Genomic DNA, 21749 nt, shown 5'->3' on the forward strand with positions numbered 1-21749 from the left:
ACCTCCGCCCCGTTTATTGCGGGCTTTGAAGGCCCGTCGGCCGAGAGTGGGGATAACCGCGTGAAAACAGCGTCGCACGAATATGACGAAAGGACATCCGTGACCGATACGGGTAACGCCGCGAGCCAGGACCTGGCATCGCTGAAGCTTCCGGAGCTGCGCAAGATCGCCGCCGAAAAAGGCCTGCGCGGCACGTCCGCCCTGCGCAAGGGCGAGCTGATCCAAGCCATCACCACGGGCACCGTCCCGCAGCGCGCACGCCAGCGCGCCAGCGAGCAGGCCGCCGCCGACAACGCGGAGACCGGTTCCGCGCCGAGCGCCGAGAACCGCGAATCCCGCGACAACAAAGATGACAAAGGCGAGGAGCAGCGCTACGAGTCCCGCTCCGCCGCCCGCCGCGCGCGCCGCAACCGTGCCAAGCACGGCGACAATGAGCACAAGCTTGACGACGGCTCCGCCAGCCCCGACAACCGCGACAGCTCAGACAACCGGGACAGCTCCGGCGACTCGAACGATTCTGCCGACTCGGGGCGCTCCGGCGACCGCGAGGACAACAACGGCCGCGGCCGGGGTGGAGACCGGGACCGCGACAACCGCGGCGACAATCGCCGGGATAACGAGGACCGCGACGACCGGGGTGACCGGAACGACCGTGGCAACGGCAACGGCAACGGCGGGAATAACCGCGGCGGGAACAACAACCGGGGCGACCGCAACGATCGCGGCGGCGACAACAACCACGACGGCGGCAACGGCAACGGCGGCGGGGGCCGCCGCGGGCGCCGGAACCGACGCAACCGCCGCAACCGCGACAACAACAACGGCGGCGGGAATAACCAGAACCACAACAACAACGGCCAGGACTTGGACCCGGAGGAGTTGCAGGAGGTCGCGGGCATTGTCGACATCGTCGACAACAACGCCGCGTTTGTGCGCACGACGGGGTACCGGGCGAACCAGGCCGACGTGTTCATCAACAACAACCTCGTGCGCCGCTGCGGTCTGCGCTCCGGCGACGCGGTGATCGGACAGGTTCGTGCGAACGGCCAGGGCCACACGCACGGCAACGGCCGCAACCGCCAGCGCTACAACCAGCTGGTGCGCGTTGACACCGTCAACGGCATGACGGTGGACGAGGCGAAGCAGCGCGCGGAGTTCCACAAGCTCACCCCGCTGTACCCGAATCAGCGCCTGCGCCTGGAGACGGAGCCGAACATCCTGACCACGCGCGTGATCGATCTGGTCATGCCCATCGGTAAAGGCCAGCGCGCGCTGATCGTCTCCCCGCCGAAGGCAGGTAAGACGACGATCCTGCAAAACATCGCCAACGCGATCGCGCACAACAACCCGGAGTGCTACCTCATGGTCGTGCTTGTGGACGAGCGCCCCGAGGAAGTCACCGACATGCAGCGCTCCGTCAAGGGCGAGGTCATCGCCTCCACCTTCGACCGTCCGCCGAGCGAGCACACCGCCGTGGCGGAGCTCGCCATCGAGCGCGCGAAGCGCCTCGTGGAGATGGGCCAGGATGTTGTGGTCTTGCTGGATTCCATTACCCGTCTGGGCCGCGCGTACAACAACTCCTCGCCGGCATCGGGCCGCATCCTGTCTGGCGGTGTGGACTCGAACGCGCTCTACCCGCCGAAGCGCTTCCTCGGCGCCGCCCGCAACATCGAGGAGGGCGGCTCGCTGACCATCATCGCCACCGCCATGGTGGAGACCGGGTCCGCCGGCGACACCGTCATCTTCGAGGAGTTCAAGGGCACCGGTAACGCCGAGCTCAAGCTCGACCGCAAGATCGCGGAGCGCCGCGTCTTCCCGGCTGTGGACGTCAACCCGTCCGGTACACGCAAGGATGAGCTGCTCATGAGCCCGGAGGAGGCGCGCATCATGCACAAGCTGCGCCGCATCCTGTCCGCGCTTGATCCGCAGCAGTCCATTGACATGCTGATCAAGCAGCTGAAGAAGACCAAGAACAACGGCGAGTTCCTCGTCGGCGTGGCGCAATCCGCACCGATGGCGGCTGACCAGGAGACGGAGGACTACCAGTAATGGCAGAGAAATCGCAGGTCTCGCTTGTCGACGACTACGTCTCCGAGTACCAGGGCATCCAAGCCCAGATGAGCGACCCGGAAGTGGTGGGCGACCAAGACCTCTTCCGCAAGCTCTCCAAGCGCTACGCGCAGCTGCAGCCGATCATCAACTTCAACAACGAGCTCAACCAGGCCCGCGAGGACCACGAGGCTGCCGCCGAGATGGCGTCCGAGGACAAGGAGTTCGCTGAGGAGGCCACCCGCCTCGCAGGCGAGATTGTCCGCCTCGAAGAAGAGCTCGCCGACCTGCTCGCCCCGCGCGACGAGCACGACGCCGACGACGTGATCATGGAGATCAAGGCCGGCGCCGGCGGCGAGGAGGCCGCTCTGTTCGCCGGCGACCTCGCCCGCATGTACCAGAAGTACGCCGAGAAAGCTGGGCTGACCTGGGACGTCCTGGACGTCGCGGAGTCCGATCTGGGCGGTGTCAAGGACATGACGGTGTCGGTGACCATGAAGAACCCGTCGCGAGACGGCGCGTGGTCGAAGCTGAAATTCGAGGGCGGCGTCCACCGTGTCCAGCGCATCCCGGTGACGGAATCGCAGGGGCGCATCCAGACTTCCGCAGCCGGCGTCTACGTCTTCCCGGAGACTGAGGATGTCGCGGACGTCGAGATCGACGAGAAGGACATCCGCGTCGACGTGTACCGCTCGTCCGGTAAAGGTGGCCAGGGCGTGAACACGACGGACTCCGCCGTGCGCATCACGCACCTGCCCACCGGCATTGTGGTCACGTGCCAGAAGGAGCGTTCGCAGATCCAGAACCGCGCCCGCGCGATGCAGGTCCTCCAGGCCCGCCTCGAGCAGGCCGAGCGCGAGAAGGCGGAGGCTGAGGCAGCGGAGGGCCGCGCGTCCCAGGTGCGCACCATGGACCGCTCGGAGCGCATCCGCACCTACAACTGGCCGGAGAACCGCATCTCGGATCACCGGATTGGTTTCAAGGCGAACAACCTCGATTCCGTCCTCGATGGAAACATGGACGACCTGATCGGCGCGCTGCAGACCCACGAGCGCCAGGAGCGTCTTGAAGCCGAATAGTCTCCGCGAGACCATCACCCGCGCCGCGCAGCTGCTTGCCGACGCGGGCGTTTCATCTCCGCTTGTCGACGCCCGCCTCATCGCTTCCCACCTCATCGGCATTACCCCGATGGAGCTCGTGTTCGCCGAGCCGCCCGCGGGTTTCGATGACCATTACGCCATTCTCATCTCCCGCCGGGCGAAGAGGGAGCCGCTGCAGCACATCCTTGGCACAGCTCCGTTCGGCGTCCACGACTTCCGTGTCGGACCGGGCGTGTTCATCCCGCGCCCGGAGACCGAGGTGCTCGCCGAATGGGCGGTGGACCTAAAACCAAGCGGAACTGTCGTCGACTTCGGCACTGGATCGGGAGCTCTCGCCATTTACATCGCTGAGCGTGCACGACCCGCGCAGGTGATTGGGGTGGAGAAGTCCGATGTCGCAGTGGCCGCCGCACGCGAGAATGCTGCGCCATTTCCTAATGTCCGGATTATCCAGGGCGACATGACGGACCCCGGCCTCCTTGAGGAGCTCACCGGAACCGTTGAGCTTATCGTGGCGAATCCGCCGTACGTTCCGTTCGTACCGGAAGAAGCAGGGGAGCTGGAGCCGGAGGTGTATCACGATCCGCTCGACGCAGTCTTCTCGGGCGACGACGGCATGGACGCGATCCGGGGGCTCATCCCCGTCGCCGCGCGGTTGCTTGCCCCCGGCGGCGCACTTGGAATCGAGCACGACGACACCACCGCCGAACTGACTCGCCAGCTCGTCGAAGCGGACGGATCATTCGGGGACATCCGCAACATGGCCGACCTGACAGGACGCAAGCGTTTTGTCACGGCGAGTAAGCTTTCGACCAACTGACCGCAACAGGAAAAGGAGCATCCCTCCGATGCCGAGCAGAATCTACGACTGCCTTGACCCCCAGGGGCGCCAAGAGGGCATTGACATCGCCGCCCGCGCTGTGCGGGCAGGGCAGTGCGTGGTGCTGCCTACTGACACGGTGTACGGGATTGGGGTGGACGCGTTCAACCCGGATGCCGTCGCTAAGCTGCTTGCTACGAAGCGGCGCGGTGCGGACATGCCCGTGCCTGTTTTGGTGGGCTCGTGGACGACGATCCAGGGTCTCGTGCGCGAGTTCACCGACACGGCGAAGACGCTTGTCGAGGCCTTCTGGCCCGGAGGTCTCTCCCTCGTCGTGCCCGAGGCTCCGTCCTTGCCGTGGAATCTCGGTGACACGCGCGGCACCGTGCTGCTCCGTATGCCGCTGCAATCGGTGGCGATCGAGCTGCTCCGCGAGGTCGGCCCGATGGCCGTGTCCAGTGCCAATATCTCCGGTCAGGCCCCGCCAGTCTCCGCTGCCGGCGCCCGCGAGCAGTTCGGCGAAGCAGTGCAGACGTACCTTGACGGCGGAACATCCCAGGTGGGCACCCCGTCGACGATTCTGGACATTTCCGGCCCCACCCCTGTGATTCTCCGCGAGGGCGCCGTGAGCCCCCAGCAAATTGGTGAGGTCCTGAACCTTGACCCCGAGGAGCTGAGGCGGAAAGACAGGTAGAGCCATGACCGGATCTGGTGTCCCGTTACGGGAACTCGGGCTGGTCATTCTCGTCGCCGCGGTGATCAGCTACTTGGCGACGGGCCCCGTCCGCTCGCTGCTCGTCCGTACCGGCCGCATCGCTGAAATCCGCGAGCGCGACGTGCACACTCAACCGACACCGAGCCTGGGCGGGGTAGCCATGTTCACCGGCTTTCTGTCGGCGGTGTATCTGGCGATGCAGTTGCCGGCGCTCACGCGTGGTTTCGCACCCGTGACACCGGAGATGACAGCGGTGGTCATCGGCGCCTTTCTCATCGTCGTGGTGGGGATTATCGACGACCTCTACGAGCTCGGCGCCCTCTCCAAATTCTTCGGCCAGATCGTCGCGGCCGTGACGATGTCCGTGATGGGCCTGTCGTTCAGCGTGTTCTATCTGCCGTTCAATGGCGGCACCACCCTTATTCTCGATCAGACTCAGGGCGTCGTCGTGTCCTCCTTGCTCATCGTGATGCTCATTAACGCCTTCAATTTCGTTGACGGCATCGACGGTCTGGCAGCCGGTCTCGGCATGATCGCGGGCGCGGCGATCCTGGTCTTTTCGCTCACTGTGCTCCACGATCAGGGTGGTGCCGTGTCCGCGTATCCGCCCGCCATTATCTGCGCCGCGCTGGTGGGAATGTGCGCGGGCTTCCTGCCGCACAATTACGAGCCCGCGCGAATCTTCATGGGGGACTCCGGCGCGATGCTGATCGGTCTGCTTCTCGCTGCTGCATCGATCTCCGCGTCCGGCAAGATCAACATGTCCCTCTACGGCACCGCCGACTTTGTCGCCCTGATCAGCCCGTTCATTGTCGTGGTGGCCGCCGTTGCGCTCCCCGTGATCGACCTGGTCATGGCCGTGATCCGCCGCGTCTCCCAAGGCAAGAGCCCGTTCGCGGCCGACCGGCAGCACATCCACCACCGGTTGCTCGCACTTGGGCACACACACCGTCGCACGGTGCTGGTGCTGTATATGTGGGTCTCCGCAATCGCGTTCGGTGCTGTCAGTTTCTCGGTCATCCCGTCGCGGTATGCCGCGGTGCTTCTCACTACCGCGGTCGCATTGGCGGCGGTAGCCACAGCTGTGCCCGCGATGAAGGGGAAGATCGGCCCCTCGCGGTAGCATGAGCTTCTGTGAAACCTAACGGCACCGACGCGAACACTCCCCACGGCACCGAATCCGATTACCGCGAGTATGAGGACCCCCAGGCTCCGCTCAAGCGCGCCCTGAAACTCGGCGGCTGGGCGCTCGTCGCCCTCACCATTGTCTCTTTGGCTGTGTGGGGCGGAATGCGTGACCTACCGGGGATCTGGGGGGTACTGCTCGGCTCGGCCATCGGCGGCGGTTTTGTTCTCCTGACCGTCGTCTCGGTGCTGCTGACCTCGAACACTACGCCGGCGACGACGATGACGGTCGTGCTCGGTAGCTGGTTGGTCAAGCTCTTAGTCTTGATGGGACTTCTCGCGTGGCTGCGCACCATGACGTTCTACGACACCGCCGCCTTCGCGGTCACCATCATCGCCGCGCTCGTCGTCGTTCTGGCCACCGAGGTGTGGGGAATCATGACGACGCGGACGCTGTACGTGGGGTAGCGGGGGAAGCGTCGATAAGCGGGTGCCCCCTGTGATCTACCTAACAGGGACCTGAATGGTGCCCGCACCTGCTCATACGCGGAGTGTGAAACAGAACCCCCTCAATCCCCGCGACAGGCTCCCCCCAACATGCCCGATTCGTGCTCTCTGCTGATAGGCTGATCGCGGGTTAGAAGAGGAGAGCTACGCCTTAATGGGGTAACCGCCTCTAAAAGTCCCCTGCACCGCGGTAGCTGATGTGCGACGGAGTCCGCCGCGGAAGGCAGAAATGAAGACGTCCATCGCACCGCACTTCCCGCAAGTGCGGCCCGAGAACGGGAGAGAACGCTGAGCGTTACAACTTTGGCCATGAGGGGTAGCTTCCACGCACCCGAATTGGACCCAGAATTTTTCCCGGGGCAATACTACGACCAATTGATCGGGGGAGATTTCCTCGGCGGTTGGTTCGCGCTGGATCGCATCATGCTCGTCCGCCTGTTCATGGCGGCCGTGCTGATCATCCTGTTCCTGCTGGCTTTCCGGAAACCTCAGCTGGTTCCCAAAGGTCTGCAGAACTTCGGTGAGCTCGCAGTGGACTTCGTCCGCGTGCAGATCGCCGAAGACATCTTGGGCAAGAAAGAAGGCCGCCGATTCCTTCCGGTGATCGCGACCATCTTCTTCACGGTCCTCTTCATGAACGTTGCCACGATCATTCCGGGGTTGAACATCTCGCCGAGCTCGCGAATCGGTCTGCCGATCGTGCTCGCGCTGGTGGGCTACATCACGATGATCTACGCAGGCGCCTCGCGCTACGGATTCGGCAAATACGTGAAGCACTCGCTCGTGATTCCTAACTTGCCTCCCGCGCTCCACCTCCTGGTGGTGCCGATCGAGTTCTTCTCGACGTTCATTCTGCGTCCGGTCACCCTGGCTCTTCGTCTCATGGCGAACTTCCTGGCCGGCCACATCATTCTCGTCCTGCTGTACTCCGCCACGAACTTCTTCTTCTGGCAGCTCAACGGCTGGACTGCGATGAGTGGCCTCACACTGGTCGCAGCGGTTCTGTTCACCCTGTACGAGTTGATTGTCATCTTCCTGCAGGCGTACATCTTCGCCCTCCTGGTCGCGGTGTACATCGAACTGTCGCTGCACGCAGATTCGCACTAGTCAGGCGCGAACTGACACACGGTCAACTGAATAACCCCACTCACCTCGTCACCGCCCGGGCCTCCAAAGGCGCGGGCACCAAGAAAGGGAACGACTTTCCATGAACGACATCATCCTCGCGCAGGCAGCAGAAGCTACCGAGTACACCGGCCTCGGCGCCATCGGCTACGGCATCGCCACCATCGGCCCGGGCCTGGGCATCGGCATCCTCGTCGGCAAGACCGTCGAGGGCATGGCACGCCAGCCGGAGATGGCCGGCCAGCTGCGCACCACGATGTTCCTGGGTATCGCCTTCGTTGAGGCTCTCGCCCTGATCGGCCTCGTCGCCGGCTTCCTGTTCTAGAAGAACACGCACCACACACTCGTAAACCTTTTAGATCAGGAGCAACCAATGACGAACGTCATCTACCTACTTGCGGCCGAGGAGGCCGAGACGTTGCCGCTCGACGGTGGCAACTCTATCCTCCTGCCCAAGACTTACGACCTCGTCTGGTCCCTCGTTGTCTTCCTCATCATCTTCCTGCTCTTCTGGAAGTACGTGCTTCCAAAGTTCCAGGAGGTCCTCGCCGAGCGCGAAGACAGGATCAAGGGCGGCATTGAGCGCGCTGAGTCCGCTCAGGCACAGGCCAAGGCTGCTCTGGAGAAGAACAACGCACAGCTCGCTGAGGCACGCGCCGAAGCCGCCGAGATCCGCGAAGCTGCCCGCCAGAAGGGCAAGGAGATCGAGGCTGAGGCTCGCGCTAACGCTGAGGCCGAGTCCCGCCGCATCGTCGCAAACGGCGAAAAGCAGCTGCAGGCTTCCCGCGAGCAGGTCATCGCCGAGCTGCGTAACGAACTGGGCCAGAACTCCATCACGTTGGCTGAGGAACTCCTCGGTGAAGAGCTGTCGGACAACACCCGCCGCTCCAACACCATCGACTCTTTCCTGAGCCAGCTGGACACCGTCTCCGCCCGCTCGGCGACGCGGAAGTGAGGTAGTCCATGAGAGCAGCTAGCCGCGAAGCACAGACTCGGGTCGCCGAGAAGCTAGACGCATTTCTGCGTAACGCCGGCGACACCGTTTCCATCGCAGCACAGGTCGGCACCGAGCTCTTCCTTGTTGTGGACCAGCTCGAACAGCACCGCCCGTTGCGCGTGGCAGTCGCGGACGCATCCCTGAAGCCGGAGCAGCGTTCCGGCATGATCAGCGACGTCTTCGGCGGCAAGGTGGCGGACGCCACCCTTACCGTGCTGAAGCAAGCCGCAGAGCAGGAGTGGTCGACCCCGCGCGAGTTCCGTGAGGGCCTCGTGCACTTGGGCCGCCGTGCCCTGCTGCGCGGTGCCGAAAGCGAGGGCAAGCTCGAGCACGTCGAGAACGAGCTCTTCGCCCTGTCCCGCCTCCTCGAGCGCGAAGGCGAGCTGACCCAGCTGCTGTCCGACCGCCGCGCAACCGCAGACCAGAAGCGTCAGCTTTTGGCGAGCGTCCTGTACGGCAAGGTGACCATGTACACCGAGGCGCTTGCGCTTCAGGTGGTCGGCCGCCCGGAACACAACCCGGTCGACGACATCGCCGCAGTTTCGCGCGAGTCAGCCGAATTGACGGGAAAGACGGTTGCGGAGGTCACGTCCGCGACAGAGCTGACGGATGCGCAGCGTGACGCGCTGGCAGACAAGCTAGGCACAATTTACGGCCGCGAGATGGCCATCCACTCCGAGGTTGACCCCAGCCTCCTCGGCGGTGCGACCATCCGCGTTGGCGACGAGCTTATCGACGGCTCCACGCGCGGCAAACTGTCGCGCCTGCGCGCCGACATGGCAGCCAACACGGCTTATTAATGACGAAAATGCTGGAACAAACTACCGAGAGCAGGAAGAACATGGCGGAGCTGACGATCTCCTCCGATGAGATCCGTAGCGCGATAGCGAACTACACCTCGAGCTACTCCGCGGAGGCCTCCCGTGAGGAGGTCGGCGTGGTGACGTCGGCTGCAGATGGTATTGCCCAGGTTTCCGGGCTGCCGGGCTGCATGACCAACGAGCTGCTTGAGTTCCCGAACGGCGTCATCGGCGTCGCACAGAACCTCGACACCGACACGATCGGTGTTGTGGTCCTGGGTAATTTCGAAACCCTCACCGAGGGCGACAAAGTTGTACGGACCGGCGAGGTCCTGTCCATCCCGGTTGGGGATGACTTCCTCGGCCGCGTGATCAACCCCCTGGGTCAGCCGATCGACGGCCTTGGCCCGATCGAGGCCGAAGAAGAGCGCGCGCTCGAACTTCAGGCCGCAGGCGTCCTCGACCGTCAGCCGGTCGAGGAGCCGATGCAGACGGGCATCAAGGCTATCGATGCCATGACCCCGATCGGCCGTGGCCAGCGTCAGCTGATCATCGGCGACCGCAAGACCGGTAAGACCGCGGTCTGCATCGACACCATCCTCAACCAGAAGGCCTACTGGGAGACCGGCGACAAGACCAAGCAGGTTCGCTGCATTTACGTCGCCATCGGCCAGAAGGGCTCCACCATCGCAGGTGTTCGCCGCACCCTCGAGGAGAACGGTGCCCTGGAGTACACCACGATCGTGGCTGCTCCGGCGTCCGACTCCGCCGGCTTCAAGTGGCTCGCACCGTTTGCCGGCGCAGCCCTGGGCCAGCACTGGATGTACCAGAGCAACCACGTCTTGGTCATCTACGACGACCTGACCAAGCAGGCTGAGGCGTACCGTGCCATCTCGCTGCTGCTGCGTCGCCCGCCGGGCCGCGAGGCATACCCCGGTGACGTGTTCTACCTGCACTCCCGTCTGCTCGAGCGCGCCGCCAAGCTTAACGACGAGCTGGGCGCCGGCTCCCTGACCGCTCTCCCGATCATCGAGACCAAGGCGAACGACGTCGGTGCCTTCATTCCGACGAACGTCATCTCGATTACGGACGGTCAATGCTTCCTGCAGTCCGACCTCTTCAACCAGGGTGTGCGCCCGGCTATTGACGTCGGTATCTCCGTCTCCCGTGTCGGTGGTGCCGCACAGACCAAGGGCATGAAGAAGGTCGCCGGTAACCTGCGTCTGGACCTGGCCGCATACCGCGATCTCGAGTCCTTCGCTGCCTTTGCGTCCGACCTGGACGACGCTTCCAAGCGTCAGCTTGAGCGCGGCCAGCGCCTCGTCGAGCTGCTGAAGCAAGCCGAGAACTCCCCGCAGCCGGTCGAGTACCAGATCATCTCCATCTACCTCGCTAACGAGGGTGGATTCGACTCCGTTCCCGTCGAAGATGTCCGCCGTTACGAGGCAGAGCTGCACGAGACGATCCGCGCTGAAGCCCCGGGCGTGTACGAGCAGATCGACGGAGGCGCCGCACTGTCCGACGAGTCCAAGGAGACTCTGAAGTCCGTCAACGAGCGCTTCGCACGCAACTTCCAGCCAACCAACGAGGAGCACGTCGTCCGCGAGCCGGAGGCCAAGCCCCTCGATGAGGCGGATGTGTCGAAGAACCAGCTCAACGTTTCTCGTAAGTCGCAGAAGCGCGGCTAGTTCGCCCACCGAGTTCGAACTAGATAAGCGAAAACGACTCACTACGACTTAAGAGAAAGGAGGAGCACACACCATGGCTACACTTCGCGAACTGCGCGACCGAATCCGGTCAGTCAATTCCACGAAGAAGATCACCAAGGCCCAGGAACTGATCGCGACGTCGCGCATCACCAAAGCCCAGCAGCGCGTTGAGGCGGCCCAGCCGTACGCCAACGAGATGCAGGACATGATGGAGCGCCTCGTGTCGGCGACGTCTCTGGACCACCCGATGCTTCGTGAACGCGAAAACGGCAAGGTGGCGGCAATGCTCGTGGTCACATCCGACCGCGGCATGGCCGGTGGCTACAACCACAACGTGCTCAAGAAGGCCGGCGAACTGGAGCGCATGCTCCAGGACAACGGCTACGAGGTGGTCCGTTACGTGACCGGCGGCAAGGGCGTCAGCCACTACGACTTCCGTGATCAAGAGATCGCAGGGGAGTGGACCGGTTGGTCCCAGGACCCGTCTTGGGAGTCCACGCACGATGTCCGCCAGCACATGATCCAGGGCTTCGAAGCCAGCTCCGAAGGTGAAGCGAAGTGGCGTGACGGCCTTCGCGGATCTGAGGGGCAGTCTGTCCGCGGTTTTGACCAGGTGCATGTCGTGTACACGAAGTTCGTGTCCATGCTGTCGCAGGAGGCCACCGTCCACCAGCTGCTTCCGATTGAGCCCGTCTTCGAGGACGTGGAATTCGAGCAGGAAGATCTGCTGCACACCTCTGGCAACGTCTTGCCGGACATGGATTTCGAGCCGGACGCAGATTCTCTGATGGAGCAGCTGCTTCCCGCGTACGTTTCCAGGTCGCTCTACTCGATCTTCCTGGAAGCGTCGGCAGCCGAGTCCGCATCTCGTCGCACCGCGATGAAGAACGCGACGGACAACGCAACTGAACTTGCCGGCGAGCTCTCGCGTGAAGCGAACCAGCTCCGTCAGGCAAAGATCACCCAGGAAATCACCGAGATTATCGGCGGCGCTGGCGCGTTGTCCGGTAGCGGAGAAAGTGACTAGAACATGACTACAGCTCAATCTTTTGATGGGCGTAACGACGAGCCGACCGGGGCCGATGACAACGTCGCAGCCTCCGGTGCCGTCGAGAACGCCGCTGATAATGCCACCCAGGCTCGTAGCGCTGAGAGCACCCAGAAGCCGCAGGGCTCCGAGAACGGCCGCGTCGTGCGTGTTATCGGTGCCGTCGTCGACGTGGAGTTCCCGCGCGGCGAGCTGCCGGAGCTCTACAACGCTCTGCACACCGACATCGAGCTCGAGGCAGTGGCAAAGACCATTACTCTCGAGGTCGCTCAGTTCCTGAGCGACGGTCTCGTCCGCACCATCGCCATGGCTCCGACCGACGGCCTCGTCCGTGGTGCCAAGGTCGTCGACACCGGTAACCCGATTTCGGTTCCGGTCGGCGACCAGGTCAAGGGCCACGTCTTCAACGCCCTCGGCGACTGCCTCGACGACCCGTCGGTCGGCCAGGACGGCGAGCGTTGGGGCATCCACCGCGAGCCCCCGGCGTTCAAGGACCTCGAGGGTAAGACCGAGATTCTCGAGACCGGTATTAAGGTCATCGACCTGCTCACCCCGTACGTCAAGGGCGGAAAGATCGGCCTCTTCGGCGGTGCAGGTGTGGGTAAGACCGTTCTTATCCAGGAGATGATTACCCGTATTGCACGCGAGTTCTCCGGTACGTCGGTCTTTGCCGGCGTCGGCGAGCGCACGCGTGAGGGTACGGACCTCTTCCTCGAGATGGAAGACATGGGCGTTCTTCCGGATACCGCCCTTGTCTTCGGCCAGATGGACGAGCCGCCCGGGGTCCGTATGCGCGTGGCCCTGTCCGGCCTGACCATGGCGGAGTACTTCCGCGATGTCCAGAACCAGGACGTGCTTCTGTTCATCGACAACATCTTCCGTTTCACCCAGGCCGGTTCTGAGGTGTCCACGCTGCTCGGCCGTATGCCGTCCGCCGTGGGCTACCAGCCGACCCTGGCTGACGAGATGGGTGTGCTCCAGGAGCGCATTACCTCGACCAAGGGCCGTTCGATTACGTCTCTGCAGGCCGTTTACGTTCCGGCGGACGACTACACCGACCCGGCACCGGCAACGACCTTCGCCCACCTGGATGCGACCACCGAGCTCTCCCGTTCCATCGCCTCGAAGGGTATTTACCCGGCTGTGGACCCGCTGACCTCGACCTCCCGCATCCTGGAGCCGGGTATTGTCGGCGAGCGCCACTACGAGGTCGCTCAGAAGGTGATCAACATCCTGCAGAAGAACAAGGAGCTGCAGGACATCATCGCCATCCTCGGTATGGACGAGCTGTCCGAAGAGGACAAGATCACCGTCATGCGCGCCCGTAAGATCCAGCGCTTCCTGGGCCAGAACTTCTTCGTGGCGAAGAAGTTCACGGGCGACGAGGGTTCCTACGTGCCGCTCGAGGAGACGATCGACGCCTTCGACCGTCTCGCGTCCGGCGAGTTCGACCACTACCCGGAGCAGGCCTTCAACAACCTCGGCGGTCTGGACGACGTCGAGGCTGCATACAAGAAGCTGCAAGAGAAGTAGGAGTAGCTCATGGCTGAAATCACCGCGCATCTCGTTTCGGTTGAGCGCAAGCTGTGGTCTGGCGAGGCGAAGATCGTCACCGCCCAGACCACTGAAGGTGAGATCGGCGTGTTGCCTGGCCACGAACCCTTCTTGGGCCAGCTCAAGGAGAACGGCGTTGTGACCATCACCCCGGTCGACGGCGACAAGATCGTCGCGGCTGTCCAGGGTGGGTTCGTCTCGGTGACTGGTAACAAGGTCACCATCTTGGCGGACTACGCGATCTTCGCCGACGAGGTCAATTCCAACGAGGCTTTCGACGAGAACGATCCGACGTCGAAGGCGCGCCACGACGCAGAGCAGGCAGCTTTGCGACGTAGCGGCACCGCCTAAGCTCTCCCTCCCCGCCCGGACCATGCCATCGGCTGGTCCGGGCGGTTTCTTTTGTCTGTGTGGCGCAGAGTGCCGTGGGGGACTAACTGAACTTGGATGCGCTCGTTACCCGCCAAAGATGTGCCCAGCATCTGCACCGCCCAAAGTGAGGCCGACGCTTAGGAACCTTCCGTGTGCATTCGGGGGGAGTCGAACTTTCGGCGGTTAATCTCCTGTGCGTCGGGTCATTAAACTGAACCTCTATGAAGCTATTGGGGTTCCTCTTCGGCGCTGTGGCGATCGTGCTGCTAGCTGGTGCGTTGTGGCGGTTCCTCACAGTGCGCAACAACGGGACACCAGCGCTGATGCGTACGCTTCCCGCGGCCGGAACACACGGCTGGCGCCATGGCATCGCCGTGTATAGCGGCGAAACGATGCGCTTTTTCAAACTGCGATCGATGTCTTTTTCTGCCGACCTCGAGCTTGACCGCTCCGCGCTGACTATTACAGGAAACCGCGACGCCACCGAGACCGAACGGGACTTCATGCCCGGGGTCGAGGTGGTCGTTTTGGTTTCGTCTGATAGCGCGGAACACGAGTTCGCGCTTAACCGCCGAGCCGCTATGGCACTGATCTCGTGGGTCGAATCCGCTCCTGACAGCCGGCAAGTGCGCACCGACATGAATCGTCTCCATCAGCGCGCGTTTCGCGGCAACGCCTGATCCGTGGGTGTTACGCGGCAACGCCTGATCCGAGGACGTTTCGCGGCAACGCCTGATCCGAGGGTGTTACGCGGCAACGCCTGATCCGTGGGCGTTACGCGGCAACACCTGATTCGTGCAATGAGTTTGCTTGGCGTCTGGGTCGCCGGGAGGCCCGTGGGATATCGGCGCTAGGGTAGAAGACTATGCGTCTTGTTATTGCCCGCTGCTCGGTGGATTATGTCGGCCGTCTGGATGCACATCTGCCGCTCGCGGACCGTCTCATCATGGTGAAAGCGGACGGTTCGTTGTCGGTGCATGCGGATGACCGCGCTTATAAGCCTCTGAATTGGATGACGCCACCGTGCACGATCGCGGAGGAGCCCATCCTCGATGTCGACGGTGAGGAGACCGGCGCCCAACTCTGGGTCGTGGAGAACCCGAAGGGTGAGCAGCTGCGCGTCACCATCGAGGAAATCCACTCGGATGTGACGTACGACCTCGGGGTGGACCCAGGCTTGATTAAGGATGGCGTAGAAGCTCACTTGCAAGAGTTGTTGGCGGAACACATCACCACCCTGGGCGAGGGCTACACACTCGTTCGGCGCGAGTACCCGACGCCGCTCGGCCCTGTGGACATCATGGCCAAAGACGCTGAAGGTGGAGCAGTCGCCGTGGAGGTGAAGCGCCGCGGCAATATCGACGGGGTGGAGCAGTTGACCCGCTATATCGAGATGCTCAGTCGTGACGCGCTGATCGGCCCAGTGAAAGGTGTGTTCGCAGCCCAGGAAATCAAGCCGCAGGCGCGGACGCTGGCTGAGGACCGCGGTATCACGTGCGTCACTCTCGACTACGACGAGCTGCGAGGCATCGAGTCGAACGAGCTCCGTCTCTTCTAAGAGGTTCGAAGGTCTGAGAGGTTCAAAGGTCTAAGGGGTTCAAAGGTCTAAGGGGTTTGGAAGGTGCCGCGGAAGAATCGTCGCTACGCGCAACAACTGCGACCGCTCCCACGTGATGGTGGTGCCTACTGGGGCACCCAAGAGGAAACCGGGCCGCACGGGGACATCTATCTCGTGCGGCAGATCGGTTCGGCATCCGCCAAGAAGTACTACGTATGCCCCCGCTGCAACCAGAACATTCCGCCCGGAGTGGCGCATGTGGTGGCGTGGCCCCGCGACACCGGTGGCAGAGGGGATGACAGGCGGCACTGGCATAGGCATTGCTGGGAGCGTCGTTAAGCGAATAGGGCGTCCATCGCTCCGGGCGTGCTGTTGCGCACGATGTGGCCGCGCGGCGAGCGCCAAGCGGGCGTGCCGTTGACGTTCACTATGCGCCCGCGCTTCTTCTGCTCTGGGTCGTCGTCGTTGACGCGGTTGTGGTAGCGGCACAGAGGCGCGAGGTTCGCGATGTTCGTCTCCCCGCCGTGCTTCCACGCGGTGATGTGGTGGATCTCGCACGCGTCTGCGCCGTGGCGGCAGTCGGGCACCGGGCACGTGGGGCTCGTTGCGCGAGCGAGGGTGCGCTGCTTGTCATTCGCTAATCGACGCCCCCGGTACAGGTTCACCGCCCCCTCCTCCACGTGGAATGTGGCGGCCTCCAGGTAATTCTCTGCTGTGGCGTAGTAGGTGTTGAGGAACTCCGCGCCCGTCATGGTCGTGCCGTCTGTGAGCTGCAATATCGTTTCGTCTCCCTCACCTTTGTGGATCTTCACCCATTCATGGAGTGGGATGAGTATGAGTGGGCGTGGCACCGCGTACGGGACCGCTGGGGTGGCGGCGTTTGGGGAAGTGATTGCGTTGTTTTCGGCGCTGTCGTCGACCGAGCCGCCATTTTCTGTGGTACCGGGCGGGTTGAAACCGCGCATGAGGCGCAAGAAGTTCTCGAGCATTTGTGGCGCGACAGGTTTGGCGGTGTCGGCGCCGGTCATCAGGGCGTGTTCGAGATCCGCCATGTCGCGTTGCTCAGCTGTGACCGTCATGGTGCGCCGGCCCGATCGTGTCCGGGAAAACGTCACTTGCTTGCGGGGAGGAGTGTTCTTGTCTTGACCGGGTACGAGGCGTTTGGCCAGGCGGGCGAGGGCTTTGTAGTTGCCGGTTGCGTCGAGAAGCGCGAGACGCAGCTTAGCTTTCGTGCGATTCGAGGAGATCTTTTTGATCTTGCGCTCGATGAGGGCTAACTGGTCGAGTGATAAACCGCTGCGTCTCGCCTTGTCGCGTGCGAGCCTCTGTTTCTGCGGCGACGTGGTCGGGCCGAAGTAGGTTTCCTGTAGCCCGTCCCACGCGTTGGCGCGGGTGGGGTCTAGCCCGGCATCGACGGCTGTCTGCTTGTGGAAGTCCTCCAGCACGTCGATTGCCGAGTCCGTCATCGTCTTAATCAGGTTGTCGAATGCTGTCATACCCGGCACGTTAGCGGCCACGAAAACAGACTGTAAAGGGCTAAAAGCCCACTATAATGTGCATTTTCGGGGAACCTTCAGCCACGTGATGGTGCCGGAGTGAAACGTGCTCAGTCCCGCGCGCTGGCGGGGCCGATGAGGCAGGTCGACGCACCTGCCGCCAGAATCGGCGGTCCCGGGATCGACTTGCCCGGGACCGCCGGCTGTGCCGGCTGCTGTTAGCGCAGACGGTAGAACTGCGCGCTCATTGCCGGGACGTGGAACGAGGCGGACTGCTCAAAGCTGTCCCACGGCTGCGCGTCGGTGGGCACGGTGCCGTCGAGCGGATTGCCGGCGCCGTTGTAGCGGGCGTCGTCGGTGTTGAGGATGAGCTCCCATTCTCCGGCTCGGGGCAGCCCGAGGCGGTAATCGGGCTGGGACTCGCCGGAAAGGTTGATCACGGCGAGCACCGGCGTCGCGTCCACTCCCCAGCGGACGTAGGCGAGGATGTTGTGATCGGAGTCGTCGCCCTTGATCCACTGGAAGCCCATCGGGGTGTTGTCCTGGCTGTACAGTGCAGGCGTGTCGCGGTACAGGTGGTTGAGGTCGCGCACGAGAGTGCGGATGCCCTCGTGGTACTCGTGGTCCCAGCCTTCGAGGTCGTCCCAGTTGACAGAGCCGGATTCGGCCCACTCGGTAGTTTGGCCGAACTCGCAGCCCATGAACATGAGCTGCTTGCCGGGGTGAGAGAACATGTACGCGAAGAGGTTGCGCACACCCGCGGCTTTGTTCCAGGCGTCGCCGGGCATGCGCTCCCACAAGGAGCCTTTGCCGTGGACGACTTCGTCGTGGCTGAACGGCAGGACGTAGCGCTCGGAGAACGCGTACACGAGGGAGAACGTGATCTCGTGGTGGTGGTAGGAGCGGTGGATGGGGTCGAGGGAGAAGTACTCGAGGGTGTCGTTCATCCAGCCCATGTTCCACTTCAGGGAGAAGCCGAGACCGTCGGCGGAGGTTTGGGCGGTCACGCCCGGCCACGCGGTGGATTCTTCGGCAATGGTGAGAACGCCGGGGTGGGTGCGCTGGACGGTCGCGTTGACTTCCTGCAGGAACTGGACGGCATCGAGGTTCTCGCGTCCGCCGAACTGGTTCGGCAGCCATTCGCCCGGGTTGCGGGAGTAGTCGAGGTACAGCATGGACGCGACGGCGTCGACGCGGATGCCGTCGAGGTGGAACTCCTCGAACCAGTACAGGGCATTGGCGACGAGGAAGTTGCGCACCTCGTTGCGGCCGAAGTCGAAAACGTAGGTGCCCCAGTCCTTCTGTTCGCCGCGGCGCCAGTCGGGGTGCTCGTAGAGGGGGGTGCCGTCGAAACGCGCGAGCGCCCATTCGTCTTTGGGGAAGTGGGCGGGAACCCAGTCGACGATGACACCGATGCCTGCGTTGTGCAGCTTATCGACGAGGTACCGGAAGTCATCTGGCGATCCCCAACGTGCGGTGGGGGCGTAGTACCCGGTGACCTGGTAGCCCCAGGACCCGCCGAAGGGGTGCTCGGCGACGGGAAGGAACTCGACGTGGGTGTAGCCGTTCTCCTGCAGGTACGGGACGAGTTCATTGGCGAGTTCGCGGTACCCGTAGCCGACGCGCCAAGAACCGATGTGGACTTCGTAGACGCTCATCGGGGCGTTGGTGGCGTCGGTGCCGGGGCGGGCCGCCATCCATTCGTGGTCCGTCCAGGCGTACTCGTCCACGCCTGCGACCACGGACACGGTTTCCGGCGGAGTCTTGGTCTGCTTCGCCAACGGATCCGCCTTATCGACGGCCCGTCCGTCCGCCCCCTGCACCGTGAACTTGTACTCCGTGCCGGGCTCGATACCCGGGATGAAGATCTCCCAGATGCCGGTGGATCCGAGGGTGCGCATTGGGTACTGGTTCGGGTTCCAGTTGCAGAACTCGCCGATGACAGCGACGCCTTTAGCATTCGGAGCCCACACCGCAAAGGACGTGCCCTGCACCTGGCCCATCGACGTGTTGTAGGTGTGCTGGTTGGCACCGAGGACCTCCCACAGGCGTTCGTGGCGACCTTCGCCGATGAGGTGGAGGTCGAAGGAGCTGAGCGTCGGCAAGAAGTGGTAGGGGTCCGCCGTGATCACCGGGTCGCCCTCGGGGTAGGTGATCCGGAGGCGGTAGTCGGGTGCCAAATCGTCGTCGAGGGGCAGCACCCACATGTCGTCCCCGATGGGAGTCATGGGCAGGCCCTCGTTGTGGATGAGTACTTCCACACCGGTCGCGCCGAGCATGCGGGTGCGGATCACAGAGCCTGTCGACGTCGCGTGCCACCCATAAAAGTCGTGCGGCGCATGGTGTTTGCACTCGAGGAGTCGGGCCCGGTCCTCGTCGGGAATGAAGTGCGCCGGGTCCAGCTGTGCGGTGGTGTCGTCGAAGCCGGAGGTCATAGTGTTCCTTTGCCTGGTCGAAGTGATGCTAGTTTGCTGTTCAGTTTGTCGGTGTATCGGATTTCCGAAAGTCGGGTTGCTGTGTGGCCGGGTTGCCGTCACACAGCGTGGCACTGAGCTGCTCGTGCCGCTGTGGCACTGAGTCGCTCGTGCCGCTCGTGCAGCTCATGCCGCTCACGCCGTCATGCAGCCATGCGACCGCAGCACCCGCTTGTGGGGCCATCTTACGGGCGATAATCCTCGTCGGGGACGCGGCGGAAGGCGAGGTGGGTGCGGGCGGGCTCGTCGATAAGCGGAAGCCGGAAGATGTGGGCGACGTTGCCCATGGGGCTCAGGCGGACGAAATTGCGCATCGACCAGTCGTAATCCTCGCCGGAAACTTCGTCGTGGACGGGGAATGTCGCGCCGGGGGCGAGACCGAGCGCCTCCATATTGAGGGTGACGGTGGCTTCCTGGGTGTACGTCGGGTCGAGGTTGACCACGACGAGGACGCTGTCGCCGGTTGTCGCGTCGAATTTGGAGAAGACGATGATGTTGTCGTTGTCCGCGTCGTGGAAGTGCAGGTTGCGCAGCTGCTGGAACGCCGGGTGCTCCTTGCGGATGCTATTCAGCAACGTGATGTACGGCTCGAGCGAGTCACCGCGCTCAAGTGCGCCCTCGAAGTCGCGCGGACGCAGCTCGTACTTCTCGGAGTTGAGGTACTCCTCGCTACCGGGGGCGACGGGCTCGTGCTCGTACAGCTCGAAGCCGGAGTACATGCCCCACAGCGGGCTAAGCGTCGCGGCGAGTGTCGCGCGGATCGCGAACGCGGCGCGGTTGCCGGTCTGGATGAACGCCTGGAGGATGTCCGGCGTGTTCACCCAGAACGACGGACGGGAGATGTCGGCGAACCGGACCGCCTGCTCGGTGAAGCCGGTGAGCTCCTTCTTCGTGGTCTTCCACGGGAAGTAGGTGTAGGACTGCGAGAACCCGGCCTTTGCCAGCCCGAGCAGGCGTGGCGGGCGGGTGAACGCCTCGCCGAGGAAGATCACGTCGGGGTGGGTTTCGTGGACCTTTGCGATGATCCAGTGCCAGAAATCCACCGGTTTCGTGTGCGGGTTGTCCACGCGGAAGGTGGTGATGCCCAGCTCGACCCACACCATGAGCGCCCGGTAGATCTCCTGGTAAATCCCGTCGGCGTCGTTGTCGAAGTTGATGGGGTAGATGTCCTGGTACTTCTTCGGCGGGTTCTCGGCGTAGGCGATGGTGCCGTCTGCGAGCACGGTGAAAAACTCGGGGTGCTCTTTCGCCCACGGGTGATCCGGCGCGGCCTGGAGCGCGAAGTCGAGGGCGACCTCGAGGCCGAGCTCGTCGGCGCGGGCGAGCAGCGCGCGCAGATCTTCCTCGGTGCCCAACTCCGGGTGGATGGCATCGTGGCCACCGTCTTTCGATCCGATGGCCCAAGGCGAACCGACGTCACCCTCTTCCGCGACGAGCGTGTTGTTCGGACCCTTGCGGTTCTTCTGGCCGATCGGGTGAATGGGCGGGAAGTACACCGTGTCGAATCCCATGGCCGCGATGCGCGGCAACGCTTCGGCCGTGGTGGCGAAGGTGCCGTGCACCGGGTGGCCGTTCCCGTCCCAGCCGCCGGTGGAGCGGGGGAACAGCTCGTACCAAGAGCTGAACAGGGCCTTCGTGCGCTCGACGAGGATCTCGCATTCCGGTCCGGCGGTCACCAGGTCGCGGACCGGGTGGCCGGCGAGCACCTCTGCAACCTCGGGGGAGAGCGCCAGTTCGAGGCGCTCGCGCAGCGGCGCGTCGGATTCGAGGGCATCGGCGGCGCGCTTGAGGGAGCCGGTGCCAGCTGCGTGTGCTCCTGCTTCGGATGCGGCGCGGCGCAGCAGCTCTGCACCGTGGGACAGGTCGTTCGCCATTTCGGCGGCGGACTGCCCGGCGGCGGACTTCTTGGTCACGGCGTTGCGCCACGTCGAGACCGGATCAGACCACGCTTCCACCCGGAAGCGCCACAGACCCGTGGTGTCCGGGGTGATGACGGCGTTGCAGTAGTCGGGGCGGTCGGTCTCCGGGGCCATGGGCACGGTGTACTCGTGGCCGTCCGGGTCCGTCACCGCAACGGTCGCCGCGATCGCGTCGTGGCCTTCGCGCCACACCAGGGCGGAAATGGGCACCACCTCGCCGACGACAGCCTTGGTGGGCAGGGCGCCGTCGGTGGTGCGGGGGCGGACATCGTCGATTCCAAGTCGGCCGATCACTGGGCTCACGTCGATACACCTCGTTGGATTGAGTGAAGTTGGATTAAGTGAAGTTGGATTGAGTGAAATTTGAACGGATGCGGTGGC

The 21749-nt window shown here is 63.6% G+C and carries 20 protein-coding genes; 17 read left to right on the forward strand and 3 right to left on the reverse strand.

Translation table 11 applies throughout. The features are described 5' to 3' along the window. Positions 1-99 precede the first annotated feature (99 nt). From rho to CZ338_RS11040, 17 genes are all read left to right on the forward strand, one after another. Positions 100-2049, forward strand: coding sequence for a transcription termination factor Rho (rho, locus tag CZ338_RS02115; RefSeq protein ID WP_087116792.1), 1950 nt, complete (start codon positions 100-102; stop codon positions 2047-2049). Next, entirely contained in the window at positions 2049-3128 is a 1080-nt protein-coding gene (gene prfA, locus CZ338_RS02120; RefSeq protein WP_087116603.1) for a peptide chain release factor 1, read from the forward strand. Before rho ends, prfA begins: the two co-directional genes overlap by 1 nt. Beyond that, complete coding sequence (gene prmC, locus CZ338_RS02125; RefSeq protein ID WP_143341233.1) at positions 3115-3969, forward strand: peptide chain release factor N(5)-glutamine methyltransferase; 855 nt, start codon at positions 3115-3117, stop codon at positions 3967-3969. The genes prfA and prmC overlap by 14 nt, the downstream gene beginning before the upstream one ends. Before the next feature lie 28 nt (positions 3970-3997). Then, entirely contained in the window at positions 3998-4663 is a 666-nt protein-coding gene (locus CZ338_RS02130; RefSeq protein ID WP_087116604.1) for an L-threonylcarbamoyladenylate synthase, read from the forward strand. 4 nt (positions 4664-4667) lie between these two features. After that, a complete protein-coding gene (locus tag CZ338_RS02135) occupies positions 4668-5807 on the forward strand; it encodes a glycosyltransferase family 4 protein (RefSeq protein WP_087116606.1) in 1140 nt (379 codons plus the stop codon). A gap of 11 nt (positions 5808-5818) precedes the next feature. Beyond that, entirely contained in the window at positions 5819-6277 is a 459-nt protein-coding gene (locus tag CZ338_RS02140) for a hypothetical protein (protein WP_087116608.1), read from the forward strand. A 348-nt stretch (positions 6278-6625) separates the two neighbouring features. Further along, positions 6626-7423 (forward strand): F0F1 ATP synthase subunit A, encoded by a 798-nt coding sequence (gene atpB, locus CZ338_RS02145; protein WP_087116610.1) that lies wholly within the window; start codon positions 6626-6628, stop codon positions 7421-7423. A 100-nt stretch (positions 7424-7523) separates the two neighbouring features. After that, entirely contained in the window at positions 7524-7766 is a 243-nt protein-coding gene (locus CZ338_RS02150; RefSeq protein WP_076598385.1) for an ATP synthase F0 subunit C, read from the forward strand. 48 nt (positions 7767-7814) lie between these two features. After that, a complete protein-coding gene (locus CZ338_RS02155) occupies positions 7815-8396 on the forward strand; it encodes a F0F1 ATP synthase subunit B (protein WP_087116612.1) in 582 nt (193 codons plus the stop codon). Positions 8397-8404: 8 nt separating this feature from the next. Further along, a complete protein-coding gene (locus CZ338_RS02160; protein ID WP_087116614.1) occupies positions 8405-9238 on the forward strand; it encodes a F0F1 ATP synthase subunit delta in 834 nt (277 codons plus the stop codon). 8 nt (positions 9239-9246) lie between these two features. Next, positions 9247-10926, forward strand: coding sequence for a F0F1 ATP synthase subunit alpha (gene atpA / locus CZ338_RS02165; RefSeq protein ID WP_087116794.1), 1680 nt, complete (start codon positions 9247-9249; stop codon positions 10924-10926). Between the two features lie 73 nt (positions 10927-10999). Then, positions 11000-11974 (forward strand): F0F1 ATP synthase subunit gamma, encoded by a 975-nt coding sequence (locus CZ338_RS02170; protein WP_087116616.1) that lies wholly within the window; start codon positions 11000-11002, stop codon positions 11972-11974. 3 nt (positions 11975-11977) lie between these two features. After that, positions 11978-13528: a F0F1 ATP synthase subunit beta gene (gene atpD, locus CZ338_RS02175; protein ID WP_235839392.1), complete on the forward strand. Its 1551-nt coding sequence runs from the start codon at positions 11978-11980 to the stop codon at positions 13526-13528. Between the two features lie 9 nt (positions 13529-13537). Then, the gene (locus CZ338_RS02180) at positions 13538-13900 is read left to right on the forward strand and encodes a F0F1 ATP synthase subunit epsilon (protein WP_087116618.1); all 363 of its coding nucleotides are present in this window, start codon (positions 13538-13540) and stop codon (positions 13898-13900) included. Positions 13901-14172: 272 nt separating this feature from the next. Next, positions 14173-14601, forward strand: coding sequence for a DUF2550 domain-containing protein (locus tag CZ338_RS02185; protein WP_162287288.1), 429 nt, complete (start codon positions 14173-14175; stop codon positions 14599-14601). Positions 14602-14786: 185 nt separating this feature from the next. Continuing rightward, on the forward strand, positions 14787-15479 hold the full coding sequence (nucS, locus tag CZ338_RS02190; protein WP_087116622.1) for an endonuclease NucS: 693 nt from the start codon (positions 14787-14789) through the stop codon (positions 15477-15479). Positions 15480-15542: 63 nt separating this feature from the next. After that, a complete protein-coding gene (locus tag CZ338_RS11040) occupies positions 15543-15818 on the forward strand; it encodes a hypothetical protein (RefSeq protein ID WP_087116624.1) in 276 nt (91 codons plus the stop codon). Here CZ338_RS11040 and CZ338_RS02200 read toward each other — a convergent pair. The 3 genes from CZ338_RS02200 to CZ338_RS02210 all read right to left on the reverse strand — a co-directional run bounded on the left by CZ338_RS02200 (position 15815) and on the right by CZ338_RS02210 (position 21662). Beyond that, positions 15815-16996, reverse strand: a complete 1182-nt coding sequence (locus tag CZ338_RS02200) for an HNH endonuclease signature motif containing protein (RefSeq protein WP_235839393.1) — start codon at positions 16994-16996, stop codon at positions 15815-15817. The genes CZ338_RS11040 and CZ338_RS02200 overlap by 4 nt on opposite strands. Positions 16997-17193: 197 nt before the next feature. Beyond that, complete coding sequence (gene glgB, locus CZ338_RS02205) at positions 17194-19410, reverse strand: 1,4-alpha-glucan branching protein GlgB (RefSeq protein ID WP_087116627.1); 2217 nt, start codon at positions 19408-19410, stop codon at positions 17194-17196. Between the two features lie 224 nt (positions 19411-19634). Next, positions 19635-21662 carry a maltotransferase domain-containing protein gene (locus CZ338_RS02210; protein ID WP_087116628.1) on the reverse strand — a complete coding sequence of 676 codons (2028 nt, stop codon included), beginning with the start codon at positions 21660-21662 and terminating at the stop codon, positions 19635-19637. Positions 21663-21749: the final 87 nt, after the last annotated feature.

The organism is Corynebacterium urinipleomorphum (assembly GCF_900155535.1).
GTDB lineage: Bacteria > Actinomycetota > Actinomycetes > Mycobacteriales > Mycobacteriaceae > Corynebacterium > Corynebacterium urinipleomorphum.

Coding starts and splice junctions, on each gene's coding strand:
- prfA (WP_087116603.1), top strand. CDS start 2,049: ATGGCAGAGAAATCGCAGGTCTCGCTTGTCGACGACTACGTCTCCGAG.
- CZ338_RS02130 (WP_087116604.1), top strand. CDS start 3,998: ATGCCGAGCAGAATCTACGACTGCCTTGACCCCCAGGGGCGCCAAGAG.
- CZ338_RS02135 (WP_087116606.1), top strand. CDS start 4,668: ATGACCGGATCTGGTGTCCCGTTACGGGAACTCGGGCTGGTCATTCTC.
- atpB (WP_087116610.1), top strand. CDS start 6,626: ATGAGGGGTAGCTTCCACGCACCCGAATTGGACCCAGAATTTTTCCCG.
- CZ338_RS02150 (WP_076598385.1), top strand. CDS start 7,524: ATGAACGACATCATCCTCGCGCAGGCAGCAGAAGCTACCGAGTACACC.
- CZ338_RS02155 (WP_087116612.1), top strand. CDS start 7,815: ATGACGAACGTCATCTACCTACTTGCGGCCGAGGAGGCCGAGACGTTG.
- CZ338_RS02160 (WP_087116614.1), top strand. CDS start 8,405: ATGAGAGCAGCTAGCCGCGAAGCACAGACTCGGGTCGCCGAGAAGCTA.
- atpA (WP_087116794.1), top strand. CDS start 9,247: ATGCTGGAACAAACTACCGAGAGCAGGAAGAACATGGCGGAGCTGACG.
- CZ338_RS02170 (WP_087116616.1), top strand. CDS start 11,000: ATGGCTACACTTCGCGAACTGCGCGACCGAATCCGGTCAGTCAATTCC.
- atpD (WP_235839392.1), top strand. CDS start 11,978: ATGACTACAGCTCAATCTTTTGATGGGCGTAACGACGAGCCGACCGGG.
- CZ338_RS02180 (WP_087116618.1), top strand. CDS start 13,538: ATGGCTGAAATCACCGCGCATCTCGTTTCGGTTGAGCGCAAGCTGTGG.
- nucS (WP_087116622.1), top strand. CDS start 14,787: ATGCGTCTTGTTATTGCCCGCTGCTCGGTGGATTATGTCGGCCGTCTG.
- glgB (WP_087116627.1), bottom strand. CDS start 19,410: ATGACCTCCGGCTTCGACGACACCACCGCACAGCTGGACCCGGCGCAC.